Genomic DNA, 18,754 nt, shown 5'->3' on the forward strand with positions numbered 1-18,754 from the left:
GTGCCGCAGGGTTTCCACGGCTCGAACAACGTCAGCCACACATCACAAGTGCCCTGCCATAGACGGCGCTCGTGGTGCGCAGCGCTTCCCGGTGGGCGCCGGGAGAACCGGTGGCCCAGCGACCCCAGGCAGTTTCAGGAGCCGGTCCTCCAAGGCATGATCCACCGACCGGCGAGGAACCCCTCTGCAATGCCAGTCCGCGGTGGCACCAGCGACTGCGGCCCGCCAGGAGCTAAAGGCGGGACCAATGACAGGCACTAGCGTCACAGTTCGCCAGAAGTCCTTGGCCTCCTTGAGGCGTGAAGTCTCCGGGCGAGCCAGGTCCAAGTGCGTGAGCCCACGAGCGCGGCGTATACCGCGCCGGGGCAGATCGCCCAAATGCGCGCTTGGGCAGAGAATCCATACCATTTGTCTTTCATCATGGTTCCACTGCCGCACCGCGGTGACGATCTTGGCGATCAACCCATCGAACCGATGGGTCTTCGCGTGTCACCGGTGACATTCCATCCGGGGCGCGTTCGAGTTCCCCGCGCTCAGCAGAAGCACGGGACCAACGCCGGGAAGACCGATTCATCGTGTTTTTTCAGGACCCAACCCAGTGGGGTTTTCCGGCACGCGCGCTCAACGTGGGCTCATGACAACGCCGGATGCCGGACAGTGGCCCTCGACACCCCGGGAAGGCACCACTCCCAGGACACGGAATCCGAGGAAGCGTACCTGCCACACAAGTGGTCGGCGTCATGGGTTCTGGTGATCGGTTTGGGCATGATCATCCCGGGCGGCACTATCGTCGGGGTGGCGTTGCCGAGCATCATCACCAGCCTCGATCTGGAGCTCACCGAGGCCCAGTGGATCAACAGCACCTACTCGGTCGTGTTCGTGGCACTGTTGCCCTCCACTGGACGGAGCGGTAACCGGCTGGGTCGGAAACGATTGTTCATCGCCGGTACGGCGATCTTCGTGGTCGGTTCCACCCTGGCTGCACTCTCGGGTTCATCCCCGCTGCTGCTCGCTCGGGTGGTGCAGGGAATCGGTGGATCGATGGTGCTTCCCGCCAACCTGTCCACCAGCAACGCCGTCTTGCGCGGCAAGGACCGCGCTGCGGCCTTTGGGGTCTGGGGTCTGGGGTGCAACCATGTCCGGGGCCGCCGCCGTGGGGCCGTTGCTCGGTGGCCGGCTCGCCGGGTCTTTCTCCCGGGAGCGGATCTTCCTGGTCAATGTGCCGATCGGGGTGGCCGTGGTCTTCGCGATCATCGAGAGACCCTCCAGGGGATGACGGGCGCCTACGCGGGACGCAACGGTCCTGTTCCGGACCTGGCCCCAAAGCGCCGCCGCTTCTCCGGTTCCAGTGATCGGGTTGCTCGGCCTGGTGGCGATCGCGGTCTTTTTGCTGTGGGACCGGCAGCGCGATAAAGTACGGCGCTCGGCACTGGTGGACCTCTCGCTGTTCAGCCTGCCCCGATTCAGCTGGGGCAACATGACCGCTGCCACGGCATGCAGCGCACGAAGCAGCCCTGGGAACGCGTCTCGGCGTAGTCCCAGCGGCACCGAATTTCCGTGTTCGGGCCAAGTCCGTACGTGCCTAACAGGAAAATGCGGTGGCCAACGAGAAGGTCCGCTGACTCTTTGAGTCACCTTTTCCATCGTGCTGGCTGACGCATTACGGTGTAGAGATACTTTGACAACAATGGGAGCCATCATGATTCTTTGCCACCTTCGCCTACCAGGGTCCCCGTCCTGATGGCCATTTTGGGTGTGCTGCTGGCGGTTCTGCTGGCCATCACGGGATTGCTTTTCCTGGTGCTTCAATCGTGGTTGGCCGACACCGTGGTTCGCCGTGTGGTGGGCGTGCCCATTGGCTGGCCGCGCTCCATCGTTGTGGGTTTCGTGATGAGTGTTGCCATGGGATTAACAGTGCAATATCTTTTTCGTGCATGTTAAATAAGTACAGGACCGGTCGTGACGGCTAAGGATGAGCAAATCCGCCGCGAAAGGTCCTGCTGATCACTCGCACCTTGAAGCGGTATCCCCACCAGTAAGGTATGAAACCTCACGCCACCGGCGTACGCGTTGACAGTTGTTTATGGTTTCCAAACCATGAGGATCACGATTACGAGCAGGCAGAGCGTGGTGATACCGGAGCTGACAGCGATCGCCCCATAACCGCTCCTCGGTGCCGCTACGCCCGGGGATGCGGTATCGGGGTGGGTGTCTGGCGTTGCCGTTGCCCTCAGCGCCTCGCCCGTACGTTGCATGACGGGCACGATCAGGAACAGGGCCAACCCTAGGGCGACGACGTACAGCAGGATCGATAACCAGATCCAGGTGGCGCCGAAGGATATATTGAACTCGCTCATGCCCATCGCCCCGAAGCCAAACACGATCACGAGCAGGGATAGCAAACTGAATAGCCTGGTTGACTTAGATAGCGCTACCACTTGGGGTCCCTCGCCGGCTCGAATCGAACGCATCGCCGTCATCGGCAGAATTGCCATCGGACCGACGATGAACACCGCACCGACCACATGCAGCACAGCAATTACGGTACTCATAGCTTCAACCTCTTATCTATTTCACTTTTCATGGCGCTTCTCATCTTCCGGGTGGGCCGATGATCAGCAGGACGGTCATGATGACGACGACACCCAAAACGAACAGTGTGATCAAGGCGGCCGGGCGGTTGAGTAACCAGCGCAGGAAACGGCGCGGCCACGTAAGGTCGCGTGGATCTTCGCTCGCCTTACGGTGCCACTCACCCTCGAGCTTGTCTCGGCGCACAAGCCACATGTCGAAAGGGATCGTCGCATAGGGCACGATCGCGGTGGCGACCGCAGCCGCGATTTGCGCGACACTCCAGCGCTGGTTGACGCCGATGAGTACGGCTGTCAGCGCGTATGTGATGAAGACGAAACCATGGATGGATCCGCCGATCAGCACGGGCAGGCTACCCAGACCAGCTACATATTTCAGGAGCATTCCCGTGATCAACAGGGTCCAGGTTATCGCCTCGGCTATGGACACGGCTCGATAGAAGCTGCGCGGGGTGACCCAAATGGTGGATGACTTGTGTACAGGTGATGTCGTCTGCTTGTTAATGATCACACTTCACCTTCTCACCTGTGCGCGCCGTGTGCATCAACCAAAAGGTTGGCTCTCCCGGCCCCGACGGCCGTTTTTGCGTGGTCACCACTGAGCTTCGTCGACGGAGCATCCGTGTCGGGATCATCATCGCACAGCGGCCTCTGTGTACTGGGTAGACGTTTCGGGTGATTCGGGTTCAGCGTGTGTCTGATGGTGTCATTTTCAGTATCTGTCTGCGCCGACGGTGTCGCCCAGAAGCGCTCCAATGCGCTGGCTGTGCCTCCACCCAAACATGCCGATCGTCTCGCTACCAGTACCGGTCCAAGGAGTCTTGTCCTGCTTGAGCTTGCATGGATCAACCAACCAATTGGAATCACCGAAACGAAGCTGACAACTCCCGCAGGGACTGTTTGGATTGAATAGTTCAGTGGCAACCGCGTACGTTCGGCAGTTAGGGATGAAATGAGAGGAGGAGCCGCGGTGAGTAGACCTTCAGGGAACCGGGGGCTAGGATCTGGGGCCGTCCAGAATTTCTTCACGATCGCGTTGCGGTCTAGCTGGCGCTGGCTGGCGATGCTCATGCTGTTGGTTTCCGCGGCCGCACACTTACCGGTGGTTGGTCCCGGACTGACTGACGCAGTCTATGTCGGTGTTCTCTTTATTATGCTGATCCTTGCAGATTTTGTGCTAATCGTCAGGTTGTGGATCCATGACAGTCCAGCCATATGGGTCTTGATGGCCACCATTACTGGTTTGGCGTTATTGGCCTATGTCTTATCGCGCACGGTGGGATTACCTCAATCGTCGGACTATATCGGGGATTGGGTCTCCCTGCCGGGGCTCGCGTCGATCGCTTCTGAAGCCGTGGGTTGTATCGTCGCGTTCTTAGTTTTGGTTAGGCTTTTCTCCAACGCACACCGGCCGGGCCAGGTTGGGCCCGCAGCAAGGTGATATACGGACAGTAGGAGGCCGGACGTCGTCCAACCCGTCAACCTGACGGTGCAGTTCGCGTTCATGGGTTGTTTCTACTCGCCTACCGACCCGACACGGCGTCTGTGATCTGAGCTGCGGCTGCGCTCACGACGATCGCACTGCCGTGATATTGCGGTTGCTGTCTGAAGACGGCCTTGCGCCCTGGTTTGGATCCATTCCGAACGCCTTATCGGTAATTCCTGGGGTTCGGTTTGTTGTGCCGGCGCAGCACAGCGTTGCAGGGGGCTGCAGAGCGCTGCAGGCGATCAGTCGTTCGGAGTGCGGCGTCTTTTTATACGCTCATGGCAACAAGACCCGGGTGTGGCGTTTACAAGCGAAAGTTGAAGACACACTACTTATCGGAACCAGAATAACGGACTATGCCAACCTTGCGTTGGGTTTGCCGACAGGCGCACGGGTTTGCCGGTTCCCGGGTTGCGCAAAGCACTCAACACCATGGTTTCAGGATCTCCTTTATATGAAACTGTGGGGCGTGGGCTCAACCCTTCGGTGGAGCCCTGTGGTCGGGAGGCGTCGATACGCTGAGTGGGTGAACGTTGATGCCCAGCACCCAAAATTTTTTGGCTTACACAACCCTGTCGAGACCCCCAAGACATCGCACGAGGAAACGGTGCTGCGTGTGCTGCGTATGGGGTTGTATGTCGGGCTCGCTCGTGTGCTATCACCCGGGCCAGGTCCGGTCCGGGGCATCACCGTTACCGCCCCGAATTCCCTGCTCGCCGCGCCGTACCTGGTTGGAACCGTGCAGGAAAAGTGCCATGCCGCCGGTCGGGCACCAAGTACTGTTCCCTGGGCCAAGTGGGGGCTCTGTGCGGTCGTGGTGTTATGGCTCGTGCTGCTTTACCTGCATGTTGGCTACTCCTGGCTGGCGTTCACGTTGTTCTTCCTGCACCAGAAAATCCTGGGCCACTGCAATTCGCTTCTCGCCGTCGCGCTACTCACCGTGGGCGTCATCGCCGCCGGCTGGTTCCATTCGGGACCTGCGGTCCTGGGGCCGGTGATCTGGGCAGTCTTTACAGTAATCATGGGCATGGTCTGCAAGGCGCTGTACACCGAAGACGTGAACCAGCGGGCGGCCCTGGATGAACTGCCTGCCACCCGCGCCGCGATCACTGTCGAACAGCACCGCGCAAGGGCTTTGGAAGAACGCACCCGGTTGGCCCGCAAAAACGCTGGAATTCCGACCAAGCCTCGGTCCGATGGCACCCGAAACGGGCTAATCGGGTTGCATGAGCGGCTGGAATTGCTCGGCGGCACCCTGAAAATCGAATCGGCACCCGGGGAGGGGACGGTACTTGCCGTCTGTGTTCCTTACACCATTGAAGAAAGCCAAGGACGATGAGAAACCTAAAGATCATGCTCGTCGATGACCACCCGGAGGTGCGCGCAGGCCTACGCGTCGTGCTCACCGAACAAGGCGGACTTCAAGTGCTGGCCGAAGCCGAGGACGGGGCGGCCGCCCTGGCCCAGCTCGAACGACTGGGCACCCTGGGCCAACGCGTTGACGTGGTGCTGATGGATTTGCAGATGGACGGCATGGATGGAGTAGTAGCCACCAAAAGAATCCGCGCGCGGGGAGGCCCACCGGTGCTGATCCTAACCACCTATGACTCGGACGCCGACATCCGCGCCGCATTGGACGCCGGAGCTGCAGGATACCTGCTCAAGGACGCACCGCTCGGCGATGTACTCGCGGCCGTCGAGGCCGCAGCGAAGGGCGAGCACGTGCTTTCAACTCAGGTCGCAGCGCGCAACGCACCTCAGACCCACACCAACAGGACCGACCTGAGCCCGCGGGAACGGGAACTGCTGCAACTACTGGCCCGGGGAAACAGCAACAAGGAGATCGCTGCCGAGCTTTTCATCTCCCAATCCACCGTCAAGACGCACCTGATCCACATCTACGACAAGCTCGGGGTGGAGAACCGCACTGCAGCGATCGACAGGGCCCGTGGCAACCGGCTGATTCACTAGGTGCATCCGCTCAGGATCGCGGTGCGCCAATGGACGGACTGGATGAAGCAAGCCGCATTCACTGATGTGCTGTGCACCCTCGTGGGCTCTGTAACGCTGGGCATCGTGCTGGTGCTGGCTCGAACCGCTCCCGCGGGGGAAAGTATCGCCGCAGTGCTTGGCGGCTTGGCGATGGTCTCCGTCTGCGTGCTGAGCATCATGCGGCGCAAGCCCCTGTTTTCGACCGTGGCGGACCGGGTGACATTGACCCGTGGGGTGCTCGGTGGCGGTTGCGCCACGATCATCATGTTGGCCATCATGGGCCCGGATCCGCACCGCTCGTGGCCGCTGGTGTTTCTGGCCGCCCCCGCAGTGTTGCTGGACGCCGTTGACGGGGCGGTGGCCCGACGCACCGGCACCGCCTCGATACAGGGTGCGAGACTGGACATGGAAACCGATGCTGCACTGATGCTGGTGCTCTGCGTGCCTTTGGCCTTCGCTTTGGGGCTCTGGGTCATGGGGATCGGACTGATGCGTTATGGGTTCGTGGCCCTTTCTTGGTGCCGTCCCGCGCTGCGGACGCAGCTGGAATTCAGCCAGTTCCGCCGGGTCGTGTCCGCGATCCAAGCCGTGGCCTTGGTCATCGCGTTGGTCCCGGTGGTGCCCGAGCTCATGTCCATGGTCATCCTGATCCTGAGCTTGGCCTTGCTCAGCACTTCTTTTCTCCGGGATATCATCGTCCTGGAACGTCGGCAAGGCTCCGGATCAGACGGTGTCGCCGAGGCCTCCGACATGTAAACGGTGAATAAGTACCTCAAATTCATCAGGCATCAAGGTGATGAAACATGGCTCGGGATAGGGGTGGGGCCAACTGCCAGCATCGTAGATCCGGCGTTGGTGAACACCGCGGGTGCCAAGCACATCCATCCTTAGGCGCAAGGACCGCCTCGAAGGAACCATGTTTCAAGGATGCAAGACCCAATCCATTGGCGATTTCCGGTAGGCGCCGTTAACGTGGGCTCATGAGAACTCCAAACTCCGGACAAGCACGCTCGACACCCTGGAAAAGTATGAAGAACTCCGAGGACACAGAGCCCGAGGAAGTGGACCTGCCCCACAAGTGGTCAGCGCTATGGGTGCTGGCGATCGGCTTGGGAATGATCATCCTGGATGGCACCATCGTCGGAGTGGCGTTGCCGACCATCATCACCAGCCTCGATCTGGACCTCACCGAGGCCCAATGGATCAACAGCATCTACTCAGTCGTCTTCGCGGCGCTGTTGCTCTCCGCTGGACGGATCGGTGACCGGCTGGGCCGGAAACGTTTGTTCATCACCGGCACGTCGATCTTCGTTATCGGGTCCATCTTGGCCGCGCTCTCCGGGTCTTCCACGCTGCTGCTCTTGGCCCGTGTCGTACAGGGAATCGGCGGAGCGATGGTGCTGCCGGCCACCCTCTCAACGGTCAACGCCGTCTTCCGCGGCAAGGACCGCGCTGCGGCCTTCGGTGTCTGGGGCGCCACCATGTCCGGGGCCGCCGCCGTAGGTCCGCTGCTCGGTGGCTGGCTCGCAGGCTCCTTCTCCTGGGAATGGATCTTCTGGGTCAACGTGCCGATCGGACTGGCCGTGATCGTGGCAACGGTGCTGCTGGTCCCGGAGACCAAGGGCAAGGTCACAACCCGAGGCCTCGACGTGGATGGTTTCCAACTCTCGGCCCTGGGCATCGGGGCCGTGGTCTTCGCGATCATCGAGGGCCCCTCCATGGGGTGGTGGGCTCCAACCCGGGACGCCACGATCCTGTTCTGGACCTGGCCTCAAACCGCCTTCCTCTCTCCGGTCCCGGTGATCGGACTGCTCGGGCTGGTGGCGATCGCGGTCTTCTTGCTGTGGGAGCGGCACCGTGCCCGAGTACAACGCTCCGCGCTCCTTGACCTCTCTCTGTTCAGCCTACCTAGGTTCAGTTGGGGAAACGCGACCGCTGCCATGGTTGCGGTCGGCGAGTTCGCGCTCATCTTCGTGCTGCCGCTCTACCTCGTCTCGGCCCGCGGGCTGGGAGTCATGCAAGCGGGCTTCGTCCTGGCGGCGATGGCAGTCGGAGCGTTCCTCGCCGGCGCCCAGGCACGCCACCTGGCTGCACGAATCGGTCCTCCAGCAGTGGTCCTGCTGGGCCTGGGCCTGGAAGTGGTGGGGATCGCGGTGATGGCGTTCCTGCTGGCTCCCACAGTCAGCGTCTGGTTGATGACCATTCCGCTGGTGATCTACGGACTGGGACTGGGGTTGGCTTCGGCGCAGCTCACCTCTCTGGTGCTCGCCGATGTCTCAACGTCCCAGTCCGGGCAGGGCTCGGCGACCCAGAGCACGGTGCGCCAAGTGGGCATGGCCATTGGCACCGCCGTCGCCGGAGCATTGCTGTCGATGGGTCTGGGGTTTTACCTCTCCACCGGGACGCCTTTGGATGAGGCCACCCGGGTCTCTGCCGGCGGCGCCTTGCAGAGCCTGCGCGCCCAAGGAGGACAAGAGGACTTGGTCGCCGAGCTCAGTGGCCAGTTCGCCCAAGCAACGCAGATGACACTGCTCGGTGCGGTGGCGTTCCTGGTGATGGGCTTGTTGGGAGCTTGGATCATGCTGCGGCTGAGCAAGCGCAGTGAACAGGCACATTGAACAGGCAGCATCACTGACCCCCCTTGCGTCCCGGGTCGGGGAAGGTGGAGCTCCGGACTCCGGGGGTGGGATGCCAGCTTTCCTTATCAACCAAAGGATTGAGTTGAGATTCAATCTGAAGTCCGATGTGCCAGGGGCGGCATCTTGATTGACTGGAAGCATGACCAAATCACGGCTTAGTTTTTCCCTGCCCCAACGCCTGACCTCCCGTCGCGGAGCCTGGGTTTCCCTGGTTATTGTGCTTCTGGCGGTCGTGGCCCTGTTCGGGGTCCTGAGCTCGGCGCAGGCGCCGGCGGGCAATTCGATCTCACCTGCCAATTCCGAGTCCGCTCAGGTCAAGGCGCTGGCTGATCAGTTCCCGGGCAGTGACGAAGGATCCGTGCTGATCGTGGCCACGCACCAGGACGGAGCACCGCTCACCGAAGCGGACCTGTCTGCTGTTGGTGCGATGGGACCGGGCATTGATGCCACGACCGGGCATGAAGCGTCCCGGCCGATCAGCAGTGACGACAAGAAGGCTGCGGTCATCCAGACATCGATCACCCTAGGCGATGACAATTCGGTGACCGCACAAACGGTCAAGGATTTGCGGACCGAATTGGCCGAGAACCCGATTGAGGGTATTTCGATGCAGGTCACCGGTGGTTCTGCTTTCGGTGCCGATATCGCTGCTTCCTTCGAGGGCGCGGACTTCACCTTGCTGCTGGTGACGATCGGCATCGTCGCGGTGCTGCTGATCATCACCTACCGCTCCCCGGTGCTGTGGTTGATCCCACTGGTGGTGGTCGCCCTGGCTGACCGGATCGCCGGGCTGTCCACAGACGCTTTGGGTAGCGCTCTGGGACTGGAATTCGATGCGGGCATCATCAGCGTCCTGGTTTTCGGTGCCGGAACGAACTATGCCCTCCTGCTGATCTCGCGCTACCGCGAAGAACTATTGCATACCGAGGACCATCGCTTGGCCTTGGCAAACGCTTGGCGCGGTACCGCACCAGCGGTTCTAGCCTCCAACGTCACGGTCGTGCTGTCCCTGGCGACCCTCGTCCTGGCCGTCATCCCCGGCACACGAGGCTTGGGTATTTCCTCGGCCGTTGGCCTGATCATTGCCTTGGTTGCCGTGCTAGGTGCCCTGCCTCCTTTGCTTGCGGTGTGTGGGCGCGGCCTCTTCTGGCCCTTTGTTCCCCGCCCGGGCAACGGCCCCACCGGTCAGCGTATGTGGGGAGCAATCGCCAGCCGCGTGGTACGCCGCCCGGTCGTGGCGCTGCTGGCAGGTGGCGCATTGCTGGCAATCATGGCCACGGGACTCTTTGGTACCTCGATTGGCTTGACACAGACCGAGAAGTTCCGGGTCGCCTCCGAGTCGGCATCTGGTCTTGAAACGCTCGGCGAGCATTTCCCCGCCGGCGAATCCCAACCGATGATCGTGATTGCCAAGAGCCAAGCAATCGATCAGGTACGGACGAAGGCCGAAGACACCACCGGAGTGGTACGGGTGACCCCGCTGGGTGAATCCACGAACGGTGAGCTCGGCAAACTGATGGTCACCGGTGAACCCGGTCCCGGAACCCCGGAAAGCCTGGCCTTGGTCGAAGAGCTGCGTACCGCGGTGCATTCGGTCAGCGGTGCCGAGGCGATGGTTGGCGGAGCCGTGGCCGAGGACGCCGATGCCCGGACCGGGAACATGCGCGACTTGCTCTTGATCGCCCCGCTGGTGCTGGCGGTGAGCTTCATCGTGCTGCTGGTACTGCTGCGCTCGATTGTTGCCCCGGCATTGCTGCTCGTGGTCAACATGGTCAGCGCCCTCGCGGCGATCGGTGCTGGGTCGTGGCTCAGCCACATGCTCTTCGGGCAAGATGCCCTTGACCTGCAGGTGCCTTTGCTCGCGTTCCTCTTCCTAGTTGCCCTGGGTATCGACTACACGATCTTTTTGGTCCACCGAGCCAGGAGCGAGGCAGCGATCCATGGAACTAGGGAAGGCATGGTGCGTGCTGTGGCGAGCACCGGTGGCGTGATCACCAGCGCCGGCGTCGTCTTGGCCGCAGTGTTCGCCGCCCTGGGTATGCTGCCGCTGGTGACCCTTGGACAGCTCGGCTTGATCGTCGGGCTGGGCGTGTTGGTCGACACCCTGGTCGTGCGCACGGTGATCGTTCCTGCCATCTTCAGCCTGCTCGGAGATCGCATCTGGTGGCCGACAGCGCCGCCCCATGCCCGACACGTTGAGATGGGCATCCCGTCAACGGACGCCCAGGAGGGAGAATCAAGTCATGGCACTTACTCCGCGGGAGACACCCTCACCCACTAGTCCCGGGACCCTCCCAATAGCTGGATTGGTTCTGAGGCCGGAGCGGCGCACCTCTAATACGACGATCCGTTCGATGCAGTTCGGGTTGCACCTGCTCACCGCCGCCCTCGTGGTGATCTCCGCAATTCGCGCAGTCCTCAGCGGGGCCCCGTTGGCCTTGGCGGTGGGCAGCGCGGTGGTGATTTCCTGCTGGTACTTGGCCGGGGTCCTGATGGCTGGGCGTGTGCAGCGCACCTCGATGGCCGGTTGGTGGCTGCTAGGCCTTGCCCTGCTCTGGATTGGCGCGGTCACCGCGTCGGCAGAGTTCCTGTGGCTGGCCTTCTCCCTGTGGCTGCTGGCCGGTTACATCCTGCCCTGGCGCTGGGCCGTTGCCTTCTCCATCGTGGTGTACGCGATGGTGGCCGCCGCGCCGATCCTGGAATTCGGTTCCACCACTTTCGCCAGCGCAATCGGACCATTGCTTGGCGGGGTCTTTGCCCTGAGCATCGCCCGTGGCTACGTGGAGCTCGTCCAGGACCTACGCGAACGCCAAGCCTTGGTTGTCTCGCTCACCCATGCCCAAGCAGAAATGACCGCGTTGCAAGAGGAACTAGCCCAAACCCAGCGGATCTCCGGAGCCTTGGAGGAACGCACCCGCATCTCTCGGGATATCCATGACACCATCGCCCAAGGGCTTTCCTCCATATCGTTGTTGGCCACCGCAGCAGTGGAGAACGCACAGATCCAGCAGATGCCCCGGACCTTGCAACAGGTTGATGCCTTGGCGCGCGACAACCTGGCAGATGTGCGCCGGATCGTTGCCGCGCTGGCACCGGCGGAACTCGAAGAAGGGGCCTTGGCCGGAGCCTTGGGCCGAATGCTTGAGCGTCTGAGCGCCGAGACCGGACTCCGAACCGAAGTCCGCGTCGATGAGGGCATGCCGGCCTTGCCCACCACTGTGGAGGTTGCCCTGTTGCGCACCGCCCAATCCGCGTTGGCCAATGTACGCCAGCATGCCGAAGCCACCAGAGTCGTGGTGAACCTGGCCGACGCCGGGAACTCCGTGCGTCTTGACATCGTTGATGACGGTCACGGATTCGACGTCTTAGCGTGGGACCGTGCCTTCGAGGGGTTGGGCGAATCGGGTGCCGGCGGCTACGGCATGCATTCGATGCGCGCAAGGCTGCGCGAGCTTGGTGGCGGACTGGATGTCGAGAGTCGACCCGGAGAGGGTGTGGCACTGTCCGCTCACGTTCCCCTCACCCAGGGACCGAAGGACGGTGCATAGAAATGCCGATCACCGTTCTGCTGGTCGATGACCACCCGGTGGTGCGCACCGGTTTGCGCGCCCTGTTCGAGCACAACAACGACGTACTCGTCGTCGGCGAAGCCGCCTCGGGCGAAGAAGCAATCGCCCTGGCCGAACACCTCGCCCCGGATGTGGTGCTCTGCGATCTGCGTTTGGGCGAGGGAATCGACGGAGTTCAAACCACCACGGCGCTGCGTGCCCAACGACCCGCCCCGGCCGTGATCATCTTGACCACCTTCGACCGCGATGTGGAAATCCTGCGCGCGATCGAGGCAGGAGCCGCCGGATACCTGCTCAAGGACGTCTCACCGGCGACGATTGTCTCCTCGCTGAAGGAAGCTGCCAAGGGTGGCATGGTGCTGGCCCCGGAAATGGCCCAACGTGTGGTCGACGGGATGCGTCACCCACGGCTTCAGCTCACCGCCCGTGAACTCGAGGTCTTGGGGCTGCTGGACACCGGGGCCTCCAATCGCGAGATCGCACGCAAGCTCTTCGTCACTGAAGCCACCGTCAAGACACACCTGGTCCATCTGTTCAGCAAACTCAACGTCGAAAGCCGCGCCAAAGCGGTATCGACGGCCCGGGACAGCGGACTTATCCAATAGCCCTCCCACCGACCACCTAAATATCACCCCACGATTGGAACATCATGAACAAACTGTTTTACGCTGCCTTCACCTACATGGTTCTTGGAGTTCTCTCCGGCCTCTTCTACCGGGAGTTCACCAAGGCCGAGGATTTCCCTGCAGGTGAGTTCACCCAGCTTGGATTGGTCCACACCCATCTGCTCACCCTGGGCTTCATTGTTCTGCTGATTGTCTTGGCCCTGGATAAGCAGTTCCAGTTCTCCTCGAACAAGCTGTTCTCTTGGTTCTTCTGGACCTACAACCTCGGCGTGGTGCTGACTTCCGCCATGATGGTTTGGCACGGTTCATTGACCGTGCTCGGTAAGGAATCTTCGTCGATGATTGCCGGTATCGCCGGCTTGGGCCATATCTTCTTGACGATCGGCATGGTCCTGTTTTTCCTGGCCCTGCGCCACGGCATGCAGCACACAAAGCAACCCCTGGAGAGCGTCTCGGCGTAGTCCCAGCGGCACCGCATTTCCGTGTTCGAACTAAGTCCGTACGTGCCTAACAGGAAAATGCGGTGGCTAACGAGAAGGTCCACTGACCCCGCGGGTCACCTTCTCCATCGTGCTGGCTGACGCATTACGGTGTAGAGATACTTTGACAACAATGGGAGCCAACATGATTCTTTGCCACCTTCGCCTACCAGGGTCCCCGTCCTGATGGCCATTTTGGATGTGCTATTGGTGGTTCTGCTGGCCATCGCGGGATTGCTTTTCCTGATGCTTCAATCGTGGTTGGCCGCCACCGTGGTTCGCCGTGTGGTGGGCGTGCCCATTGGCTGGCCGCGCTCCATCGTTGTGGGTTTCGTGATGAGTGTTGCCATGGGATTCACAGTGCAATATCTTTTTCGTGCCGGGACCGACCAAAACACCAACGGCCTGAACGTAGCCCCCTCGGTGGCCGTCTTGTTTCTCATCCTGGCGATGGGCTGGATTTTTGCCTTGGGCGTTGCCGCCCTGGTGTTCATTGAGGCAGCCTTTCCCACCGGTTCATTGCCCACGTTTTCCTCGTTTTTCACCGGCGGCAAGGCTCGGCGGCAACGCTCGCGCCGGTACACCGAAATCCTCTCCATCGCAGTCCGCCACGGGTTAGGCTCCCGGCTCCGCGGCTTCGGGCAAGCTGGTCTCGACGAGCACGAGGCCAAGACGGCCCGTGCGTTGCGCAACGCGTTGAACGAAGCAGGAGTCACGTTCGTCAAGCTCGGGCAGATGCTCTCCACCCGGCGGGACCTGCTGCCGGCGGTCTACATCCGGGAACTGCAGACCTTGCAGACCAATGCGAGCCCGGAACCGTGGGAAAAGATTATGGCAGCGGCCGAGGAACAGCTCGGGCGGCCGCTATCGGAAATCTTTTCCGAAGTGGACCCGACACCGCTGGCCGCCGCCTCCGTAGCTCAGGTGCACCAAGCCGTGCTGTGGGACGGGACAGCAGTGGTCCTGAAAGTCCAGCGCCCCGGCGCGCTGGCGCAGGTCAATCTGGACACGGACATCATCATCCGATTGGCCAAGTGGTTGGACAAGACCACACCGTGGGGCAGCTCGCTGGGCGTGCATGAGCTGGCACGCGGTTTCGCTACATCCCTCGAGGAGGAACTGGACTACACCATCGAACTGGAGAACATGCGCACCATTGAGCATGCCCTGGATGCAGGAACGTTCGCAGTGACCGTTCCGCACGCCTACGAGGAACTTTCCAGCGAACGCCTCCTGGTCATGGATCGGTTGCCAGGGCGCCCAGTGAGCTCGGCCGGAAAGATCCTGGCGAATCTCACGGACGCCGAACGCAGCGCCCTGGCAGCCACCTTGCTGGGTGTGACGCTGCAACAAATCATTTCCGACGGGGTCTTCCACGGCGACCTTCACGCCGGGAACATCTTCATCACCCCGGAAGGAACGCTGGGTCTGTTGGACTTCGGAGCCGTGGGACGCTTGGATCCCGGGACGCAAACAGCGTTGGGGATGATGCTTTATTCGATCGACAAAAATGATGCTGCCGGGGCCACCGATGCGCTCATTGAACTTCTTGATCGGCCCGAGGACCTTGATGTGAGAGTTGTGGAGCGTTCCCTGGGACAGCTCCTTACCCGCTTTCGCAGCGGATTTCGTGCAGGTGGCAGCCAAAAGATGTTTAGTGAGCTGTTCGCGCTGATCATCGCGCATAAATTCTCCGTACCGGCTCAGATCGGTGCCGCCTTCCGGGCTTTGTCCACAGTTGAGGGCACCTTGATGTTGATCGACCCGCGAATGGACCTGGTGACCGCTGCCCGAACCGAGGGCAGCCGTCTGATGTCGGGGAGATTCAGTCTTGGTAGTCTCAAGGACAGCCTTGAGCAACGTCTTGTTTCCCTGGTGCCGCTGCTCAATCGTCTCCCGCGTCGGATGAATAAGATCAGCGAAGATCTGGAGCACGGTCGCTTCTCCATGAACGTGCGCATGTTGGCCCATGCTGCCGACCGCCGCTTCCTCACCGGGTTGTTCCAGCAGCTCGTCGTCGCGGTGCTGGCTGGCGCTGCGGTGCTCGGTGCCATCACACTCATTGTGAGCAATGAGGGTCCCTTGCTGACCGGCGAAATCCACCTCTATGCGGTCTTTGGCTTCGCTCTGCTCTTTGGTGGCTTTGTGCTGGGCATGCGTAGCCTGATGCTGGTCTTTAAGCGGGATGACGATGAGGATTGATGGAGGTATGGACGGAACCGATAGGTCCGTGACTTCAACGTTTGGGCCCACTGCCGAAGCTCGTGGAACAGGAAGTAACCAACTCAAGGGTTATGCAAGAGAAAGTCACGCTGGAGCGGCGGTAGAAGGAAACTGCGCAGGGTGTCATTCCAAGTTCCAGATATTGGGTGGGGAGAGGCGTTCACCGTGGTAAACGAAAACCTGATTGATTGGTGCGGATGAAGTTTCCGTTGTCGATCGGCCCGCGCTCGTTGCCCCGCACGATGTGAAGGTCCGTTTGATATCACTCCTCAAGGCCAGGGTGGACCGCCAGGTCCCCGTTTGCCCATGCGAAATCCAGGAACGGTCACGACTCAGCGCGGAAACGGGTCCGTTTTCCGACAAACGGGGGCGGGGGAGACATCCGGCGAAGGTTCGAAAAAGATCGTGGTCTTACAGGTCCGATGTGGATAAACCAAACATCTGAAGCCACCCAAATGGAAGCTGTCTAACCCGCGCGTCCGCCGTTTTCCCGCCTTGCCTCATGTCAATATGCTCGCGAAATAATCCTGCATGCCTCAACTAATCTGCTCGCCAAATACGGCATCCCCGGACTGAGCACGCATCTTGGCCCGGTTGATGAGCTGGTTCTGAATGGCATTGATGCGGCGGGTGATGGCCGCCGGGTTCAGATCCCGGTGGATGCCGGCGAGGGCCTCGGCGTGCTCCGGGTCCATGGCCTCCAGATTCACGATGCGTTGGTAGGCGGTGCGGGGCCTGTCGTAGGTACGTTTCCTGCGGCCTGAACGTGCGGTGCCGTAGCCGTTGGCCTTGACCATCGGCAGCAGGTGGTTCTTGCGCAGGTTCACCAGTCCCAGAGCTCGTTGAGCAGGCCCATCTCCTCGGGCCCCTCGTAGCGGAACCGGAACGCATGGCGGCGGACCCAATCCCGGTTCCGCTGCTCGACATGCGCATTGTCGTTGTGCTTGTACGCTCGTGCCCTGGTCAGATCGATGTTTCGCTCCTGCGCCCACTCGATGAGCTGGGTGTTGATGAATTCACCACCATTGTCGAAGTCCAGGGCCCGCATCGGGTAGGGCAGAGACCGGACCAGCAGGTCGATCCCGGCCACCACATGGCTGTGCGCACGGTTCTTCACACACGTATTCACGGTCCACCCGGTGAACACATCGGTGAGGGTGATCGAATACAGGAACTCGCCCTTGAGGCTGTGCCCGCAGTGGGCCACGGTGTCGATCTCGAAGAACCCCGGCTCCTGCTCCATCGGCGTGCCCGACCACCGCACCGGGATCTCCGAACGCAACATCGCCCCTGGCTTGGTGGAGGACAACGCCGAAGGGTATCGGGCGTCGCGCAAGGGCTTCAGGTACCGATCCATGGTGGAGGCCGACATGGACAACAATTCGTGGCGGACCCCGTCGGTGAGCAACCCCGCCACGGGCCCGAGTTCGTCGAAGCGTTCCAGCCGCTCAAGGTCGTGGGCCATGATCGGTGCCAGGTACTTCCCGCACGGCTCCCCGGACAGCGTCCAGATCCGCTCCAAGACCTTGATGGCCGCAGCACCGTACTTCCGGGGCCTGCGCCGCGGCAGGGGCTTCGGCGCCCCGCGTGCGGGCTTGCGTAGTTCCGTGGCCAGGCGCCGGCGCGCGTTGGCCCTTGACCAGCCTGTCGACGCGCACAGGTAGTCGAGCATCACGCCCTTCTGCCCCTTGGTTCCTTTCGCGTATTCGGCCGCAAAGCCTTTGACCAGTTCCTGCCGGGTGTCCATCGAAATCCCCTGTTTCATTACCCCAGCACACCGCGCTGCCCGCCCCGGTGGCCAGAGTTTTCGCGAGCATTCCTAAATGAGGCATGAACCTCATTTCGCGAGCACTTTAGATGAGTCAACACGTTTCCTTGAAAAGTGCGGTGGCAACGGGGTACGGTCGGCAGGAGACCGAGTGGGTAGGGGGAGTCGTTATGAGTAGTCCTGCGGTAAGCCGAGGGCCGGGGTCCGGGCCCGTTCACGATTTCTTCACTATCGCTCTGCGGTCTGGCTGGCGCTGGTTGGCCATGTCCATGCTGTTGGTTTCCGCGCTGGCGCACACCACGGTGGTTGCTCCCGGGCTGGCTGAAACAACTTATATGGGTGTGCTTTTCATTGGGCTGATCCTTGCCGATTTGATGCTGATCGCCGCGTTGTGGATCCGTGACAGCCCAGCCATGTGGACCTTGACCGCCATCATCACCGGGTTGGCGTTTCTGGCGTATGTCTTATCGCGTACGGTGGGACTGCCGCAATCCTCCGGCTACATCGGGGACTGGGTCTCGGGGCCGGGCCTCGCGTCAATCGCTTCTGAAGCCGTGAGCTGTATCGTCGCGCTATGGGTCTTAACCAGACACTTCACTCGCGCACGCCAGCCCAGCCACGTCCCACCCGTGTCCGGGTGAGATACGGAGAATAGGGTGGCGCAAGCGGTCGAGCAGCACCGCGACAGGAACCTTGCCGAGCGCACACATCTGGCCCTGGGTTTATCCAGCATCGCGCTGGTCTCCCGCGCGGCATCCGTCGCCCCGAACACGGGGGTCATCGAAGCCGTTGCTCAACGCCTTGACACCATCGCGGGACCGCTGCTGGGAACCTTGCCGACGCCCGGAACGTTGTCGCTGTCCTTTGCTCGGTTGGGGACGGGGCAGGCGCCGGGCACGTATTTGTGGCTCTACCGACATATCCGTGGGCGTGAGCCGCGATCTTTAACGGCCGCACGCCGCTTCCCGCCGAGGATTTTTGACTGACTAAGGTACAAAAATTCAAGGACTGGAAACGGCATGCAGAAAACAAGCATAGGGGCCACCCTGCTGGGTGCCGAAATACAACCGTTCACCACGTGGAGAACTGTCCGGCAGCCGGGGTTCTACTGGCTAGGGTGAGACCCTACAAATCCATGCACAACAGATGTGGGAACCGCTCCAGGAATTCCCCCGCTACGACCGTGGTGAGGGCCCCGGCGTTGGCAACCCGGTTCTTGCTCGGACCCGGCATTATCCCGTGGGATGCAGCCAACAAGAAGCAACGTGGAAACCGCCAACGCTGAGCCCAGACGCACGGCATGGCCCGTGCGGTGCTGCGGCCCTTTCCTCGGCTCTCCGCTCGATGACGCCGGGGCCTGATGCTTCCGCGCTGGATGCTG

General features: G+C 61.5%; 17 protein-coding genes. 13 read left to right on the forward strand and 4 right to left on the reverse strand.

Annotated elements, in window-relative coordinates; genetic code table 11:
- The first annotated feature begins 657 nt into the window (after positions 1–657).
- The gene (locus ADIAG_RS00690; RefSeq protein ID WP_007269349.1) at positions 658–1,413 is read left to right on the forward strand and encodes an MFS transporter; all 756 of its coding nucleotides are present in this window, start codon (positions 658–660) and stop codon (positions 1,411–1,413) included.
- 327 nt (positions 1,414–1,740) lie between these two features.
- Positions 1,741–1,941 (forward strand): hypothetical protein, encoded by a 201-nt coding sequence (locus ADIAG_RS00695; RefSeq protein WP_007269350.1) that lies wholly within the window; start codon positions 1,741–1,743, stop codon positions 1,939–1,941.
- Positions 1,942–2,081: 140 nt separating this feature from the next.
- Here the strand turns inward: ADIAG_RS00695 and ADIAG_RS00700 are convergent, their stop codons facing one another.
- A complete protein-coding gene (locus tag ADIAG_RS00700; RefSeq protein WP_007269351.1) occupies positions 2,082–2,552 on the reverse strand; it encodes a DUF2269 family protein in 471 nt (156 codons plus the stop codon).
- 40 nt (positions 2,553–2,592) lie between these two features.
- Positions 2,593–3,102, reverse strand: coding sequence for a DUF3817 domain-containing protein (locus tag ADIAG_RS00705; protein WP_007269352.1), 510 nt, complete (start codon positions 3,100–3,102; stop codon positions 2,593–2,595).
- Positions 3,103–4,189: 1,087 nt separating this feature from the next.
- On the opposite strand from ADIAG_RS00705, the gene ADIAG_RS21955 reads away from it, so the two are divergent.
- The 9 genes from ADIAG_RS21955 to ADIAG_RS00755 all read left to right on the forward strand — a co-directional run bounded on the left by ADIAG_RS21955 (position 4,190) and on the right by ADIAG_RS00755 (position 15,584).
- The gene (locus ADIAG_RS21955; protein WP_235045796.1) at positions 4,190–5,416 is read left to right on the forward strand and encodes a sensor histidine kinase; all 1,227 of its coding nucleotides are present in this window, start codon (positions 4,190–4,192) and stop codon (positions 5,414–5,416) included.
- A complete protein-coding gene (locus ADIAG_RS00720; protein WP_007269355.1) occupies positions 5,413–6,048 on the forward strand; it encodes a response regulator in 636 nt (211 codons plus the stop codon). The genes ADIAG_RS21955 and ADIAG_RS00720 overlap by 4 nt, the downstream gene beginning before the upstream one ends.
- 42 nt (positions 6,049–6,090) lie before the next feature.
- On the forward strand, positions 6,091–6,825 hold the full coding sequence (locus ADIAG_RS00725) for a CDP-alcohol phosphatidyltransferase family protein (RefSeq protein ID WP_152425999.1): 735 nt from the start codon (positions 6,091–6,093) through the stop codon (positions 6,823–6,825).
- Positions 6,826–7,097: 272 nt separating this feature from the next.
- Positions 7,098–8,687, forward strand: coding sequence for a DHA2 family efflux MFS transporter permease subunit (locus tag ADIAG_RS00730; RefSeq protein ID WP_007269357.1), 1,590 nt, complete (start codon positions 7,098–7,100; stop codon positions 8,685–8,687).
- A 160-nt stretch (positions 8,688–8,847) separates the two neighbouring features.
- A complete protein-coding gene (locus ADIAG_RS00735; protein WP_007269358.1) occupies positions 8,848–10,989 on the forward strand; it encodes an MMPL family transporter in 2,142 nt (713 codons plus the stop codon).
- Between the two features lie 73 nt (positions 10,990–11,062).
- The gene (locus tag ADIAG_RS00740; RefSeq protein ID WP_235045797.1) at positions 11,063–12,256 is read left to right on the forward strand and encodes a sensor histidine kinase; all 1,194 of its coding nucleotides are present in this window, start codon (positions 11,063–11,065) and stop codon (positions 12,254–12,256) included.
- A gap of 2 nt (positions 12,257–12,258) precedes the next feature.
- Positions 12,259–12,882, forward strand: coding sequence for a response regulator (locus tag ADIAG_RS00745; protein ID WP_007269360.1), 624 nt, complete (start codon positions 12,259–12,261; stop codon positions 12,880–12,882).
- Between the two features lie 44 nt (positions 12,883–12,926).
- Positions 12,927–13,364, forward strand: a complete 438-nt coding sequence (locus ADIAG_RS00750; RefSeq protein WP_007269361.1) for a DUF2871 domain-containing protein — start codon at positions 12,927–12,929, stop codon at positions 13,362–13,364.
- A 204-nt stretch (positions 13,365–13,568) separates the two neighbouring features.
- A complete protein-coding gene (locus tag ADIAG_RS00755) occupies positions 13,569–15,584 on the forward strand; it encodes an ABC1 kinase family protein (RefSeq protein WP_007269362.1) in 2,016 nt (671 codons plus the stop codon).
- Between the two features lie 557 nt (positions 15,585–16,141).
- Here ADIAG_RS00755 and ADIAG_RS21760 read toward each other — a convergent pair.
- Positions 16,142–16,432 carry a hypothetical protein gene (locus ADIAG_RS21760; RefSeq protein ID WP_007269363.1) on the reverse strand — a complete coding sequence of 97 codons (291 nt, stop codon included), beginning with the start codon at positions 16,430–16,432 and terminating at the stop codon, positions 16,142–16,144.
- Positions 16,429–17,370 carry an integrase catalytic domain-containing protein gene (locus ADIAG_RS00760; protein ID WP_200859338.1) on the reverse strand — a complete coding sequence of 314 codons (942 nt, stop codon included), beginning with the start codon at positions 17,368–17,370 and terminating at the stop codon, positions 16,429–16,431. Before ADIAG_RS00760 ends, ADIAG_RS21760 begins: the two co-directional genes overlap by 4 nt.
- A gap of 266 nt (positions 17,371–17,636) precedes the next feature.
- Here ADIAG_RS00760 and ADIAG_RS00765 point away from each other — a divergent pair, with 266 nt between their 5' ends.
- Positions 17,637–18,014: a hypothetical protein gene (locus ADIAG_RS00765; RefSeq protein ID WP_235045798.1), complete on the forward strand. Its 378-nt coding sequence runs from the start codon at positions 17,637–17,639 to the stop codon at positions 18,012–18,014.
- A gap of 15 nt (positions 18,015–18,029) precedes the next feature.
- Positions 18,030–18,359: a carbohydrate-binding protein gene (locus ADIAG_RS00770; protein ID WP_007269366.1), complete on the forward strand. Its 330-nt coding sequence runs from the start codon at positions 18,030–18,032 to the stop codon at positions 18,357–18,359.
- Positions 18,360–18,754: the final 395 nt, after the last annotated feature.

Source organism: Paeniglutamicibacter gangotriensis Lz1y (genome assembly GCF_000348945.1).
Lineage (GTDB): Bacteria > Actinomycetota > Actinomycetes > Actinomycetales > Micrococcaceae > Paeniglutamicibacter > Paeniglutamicibacter gangotriensis.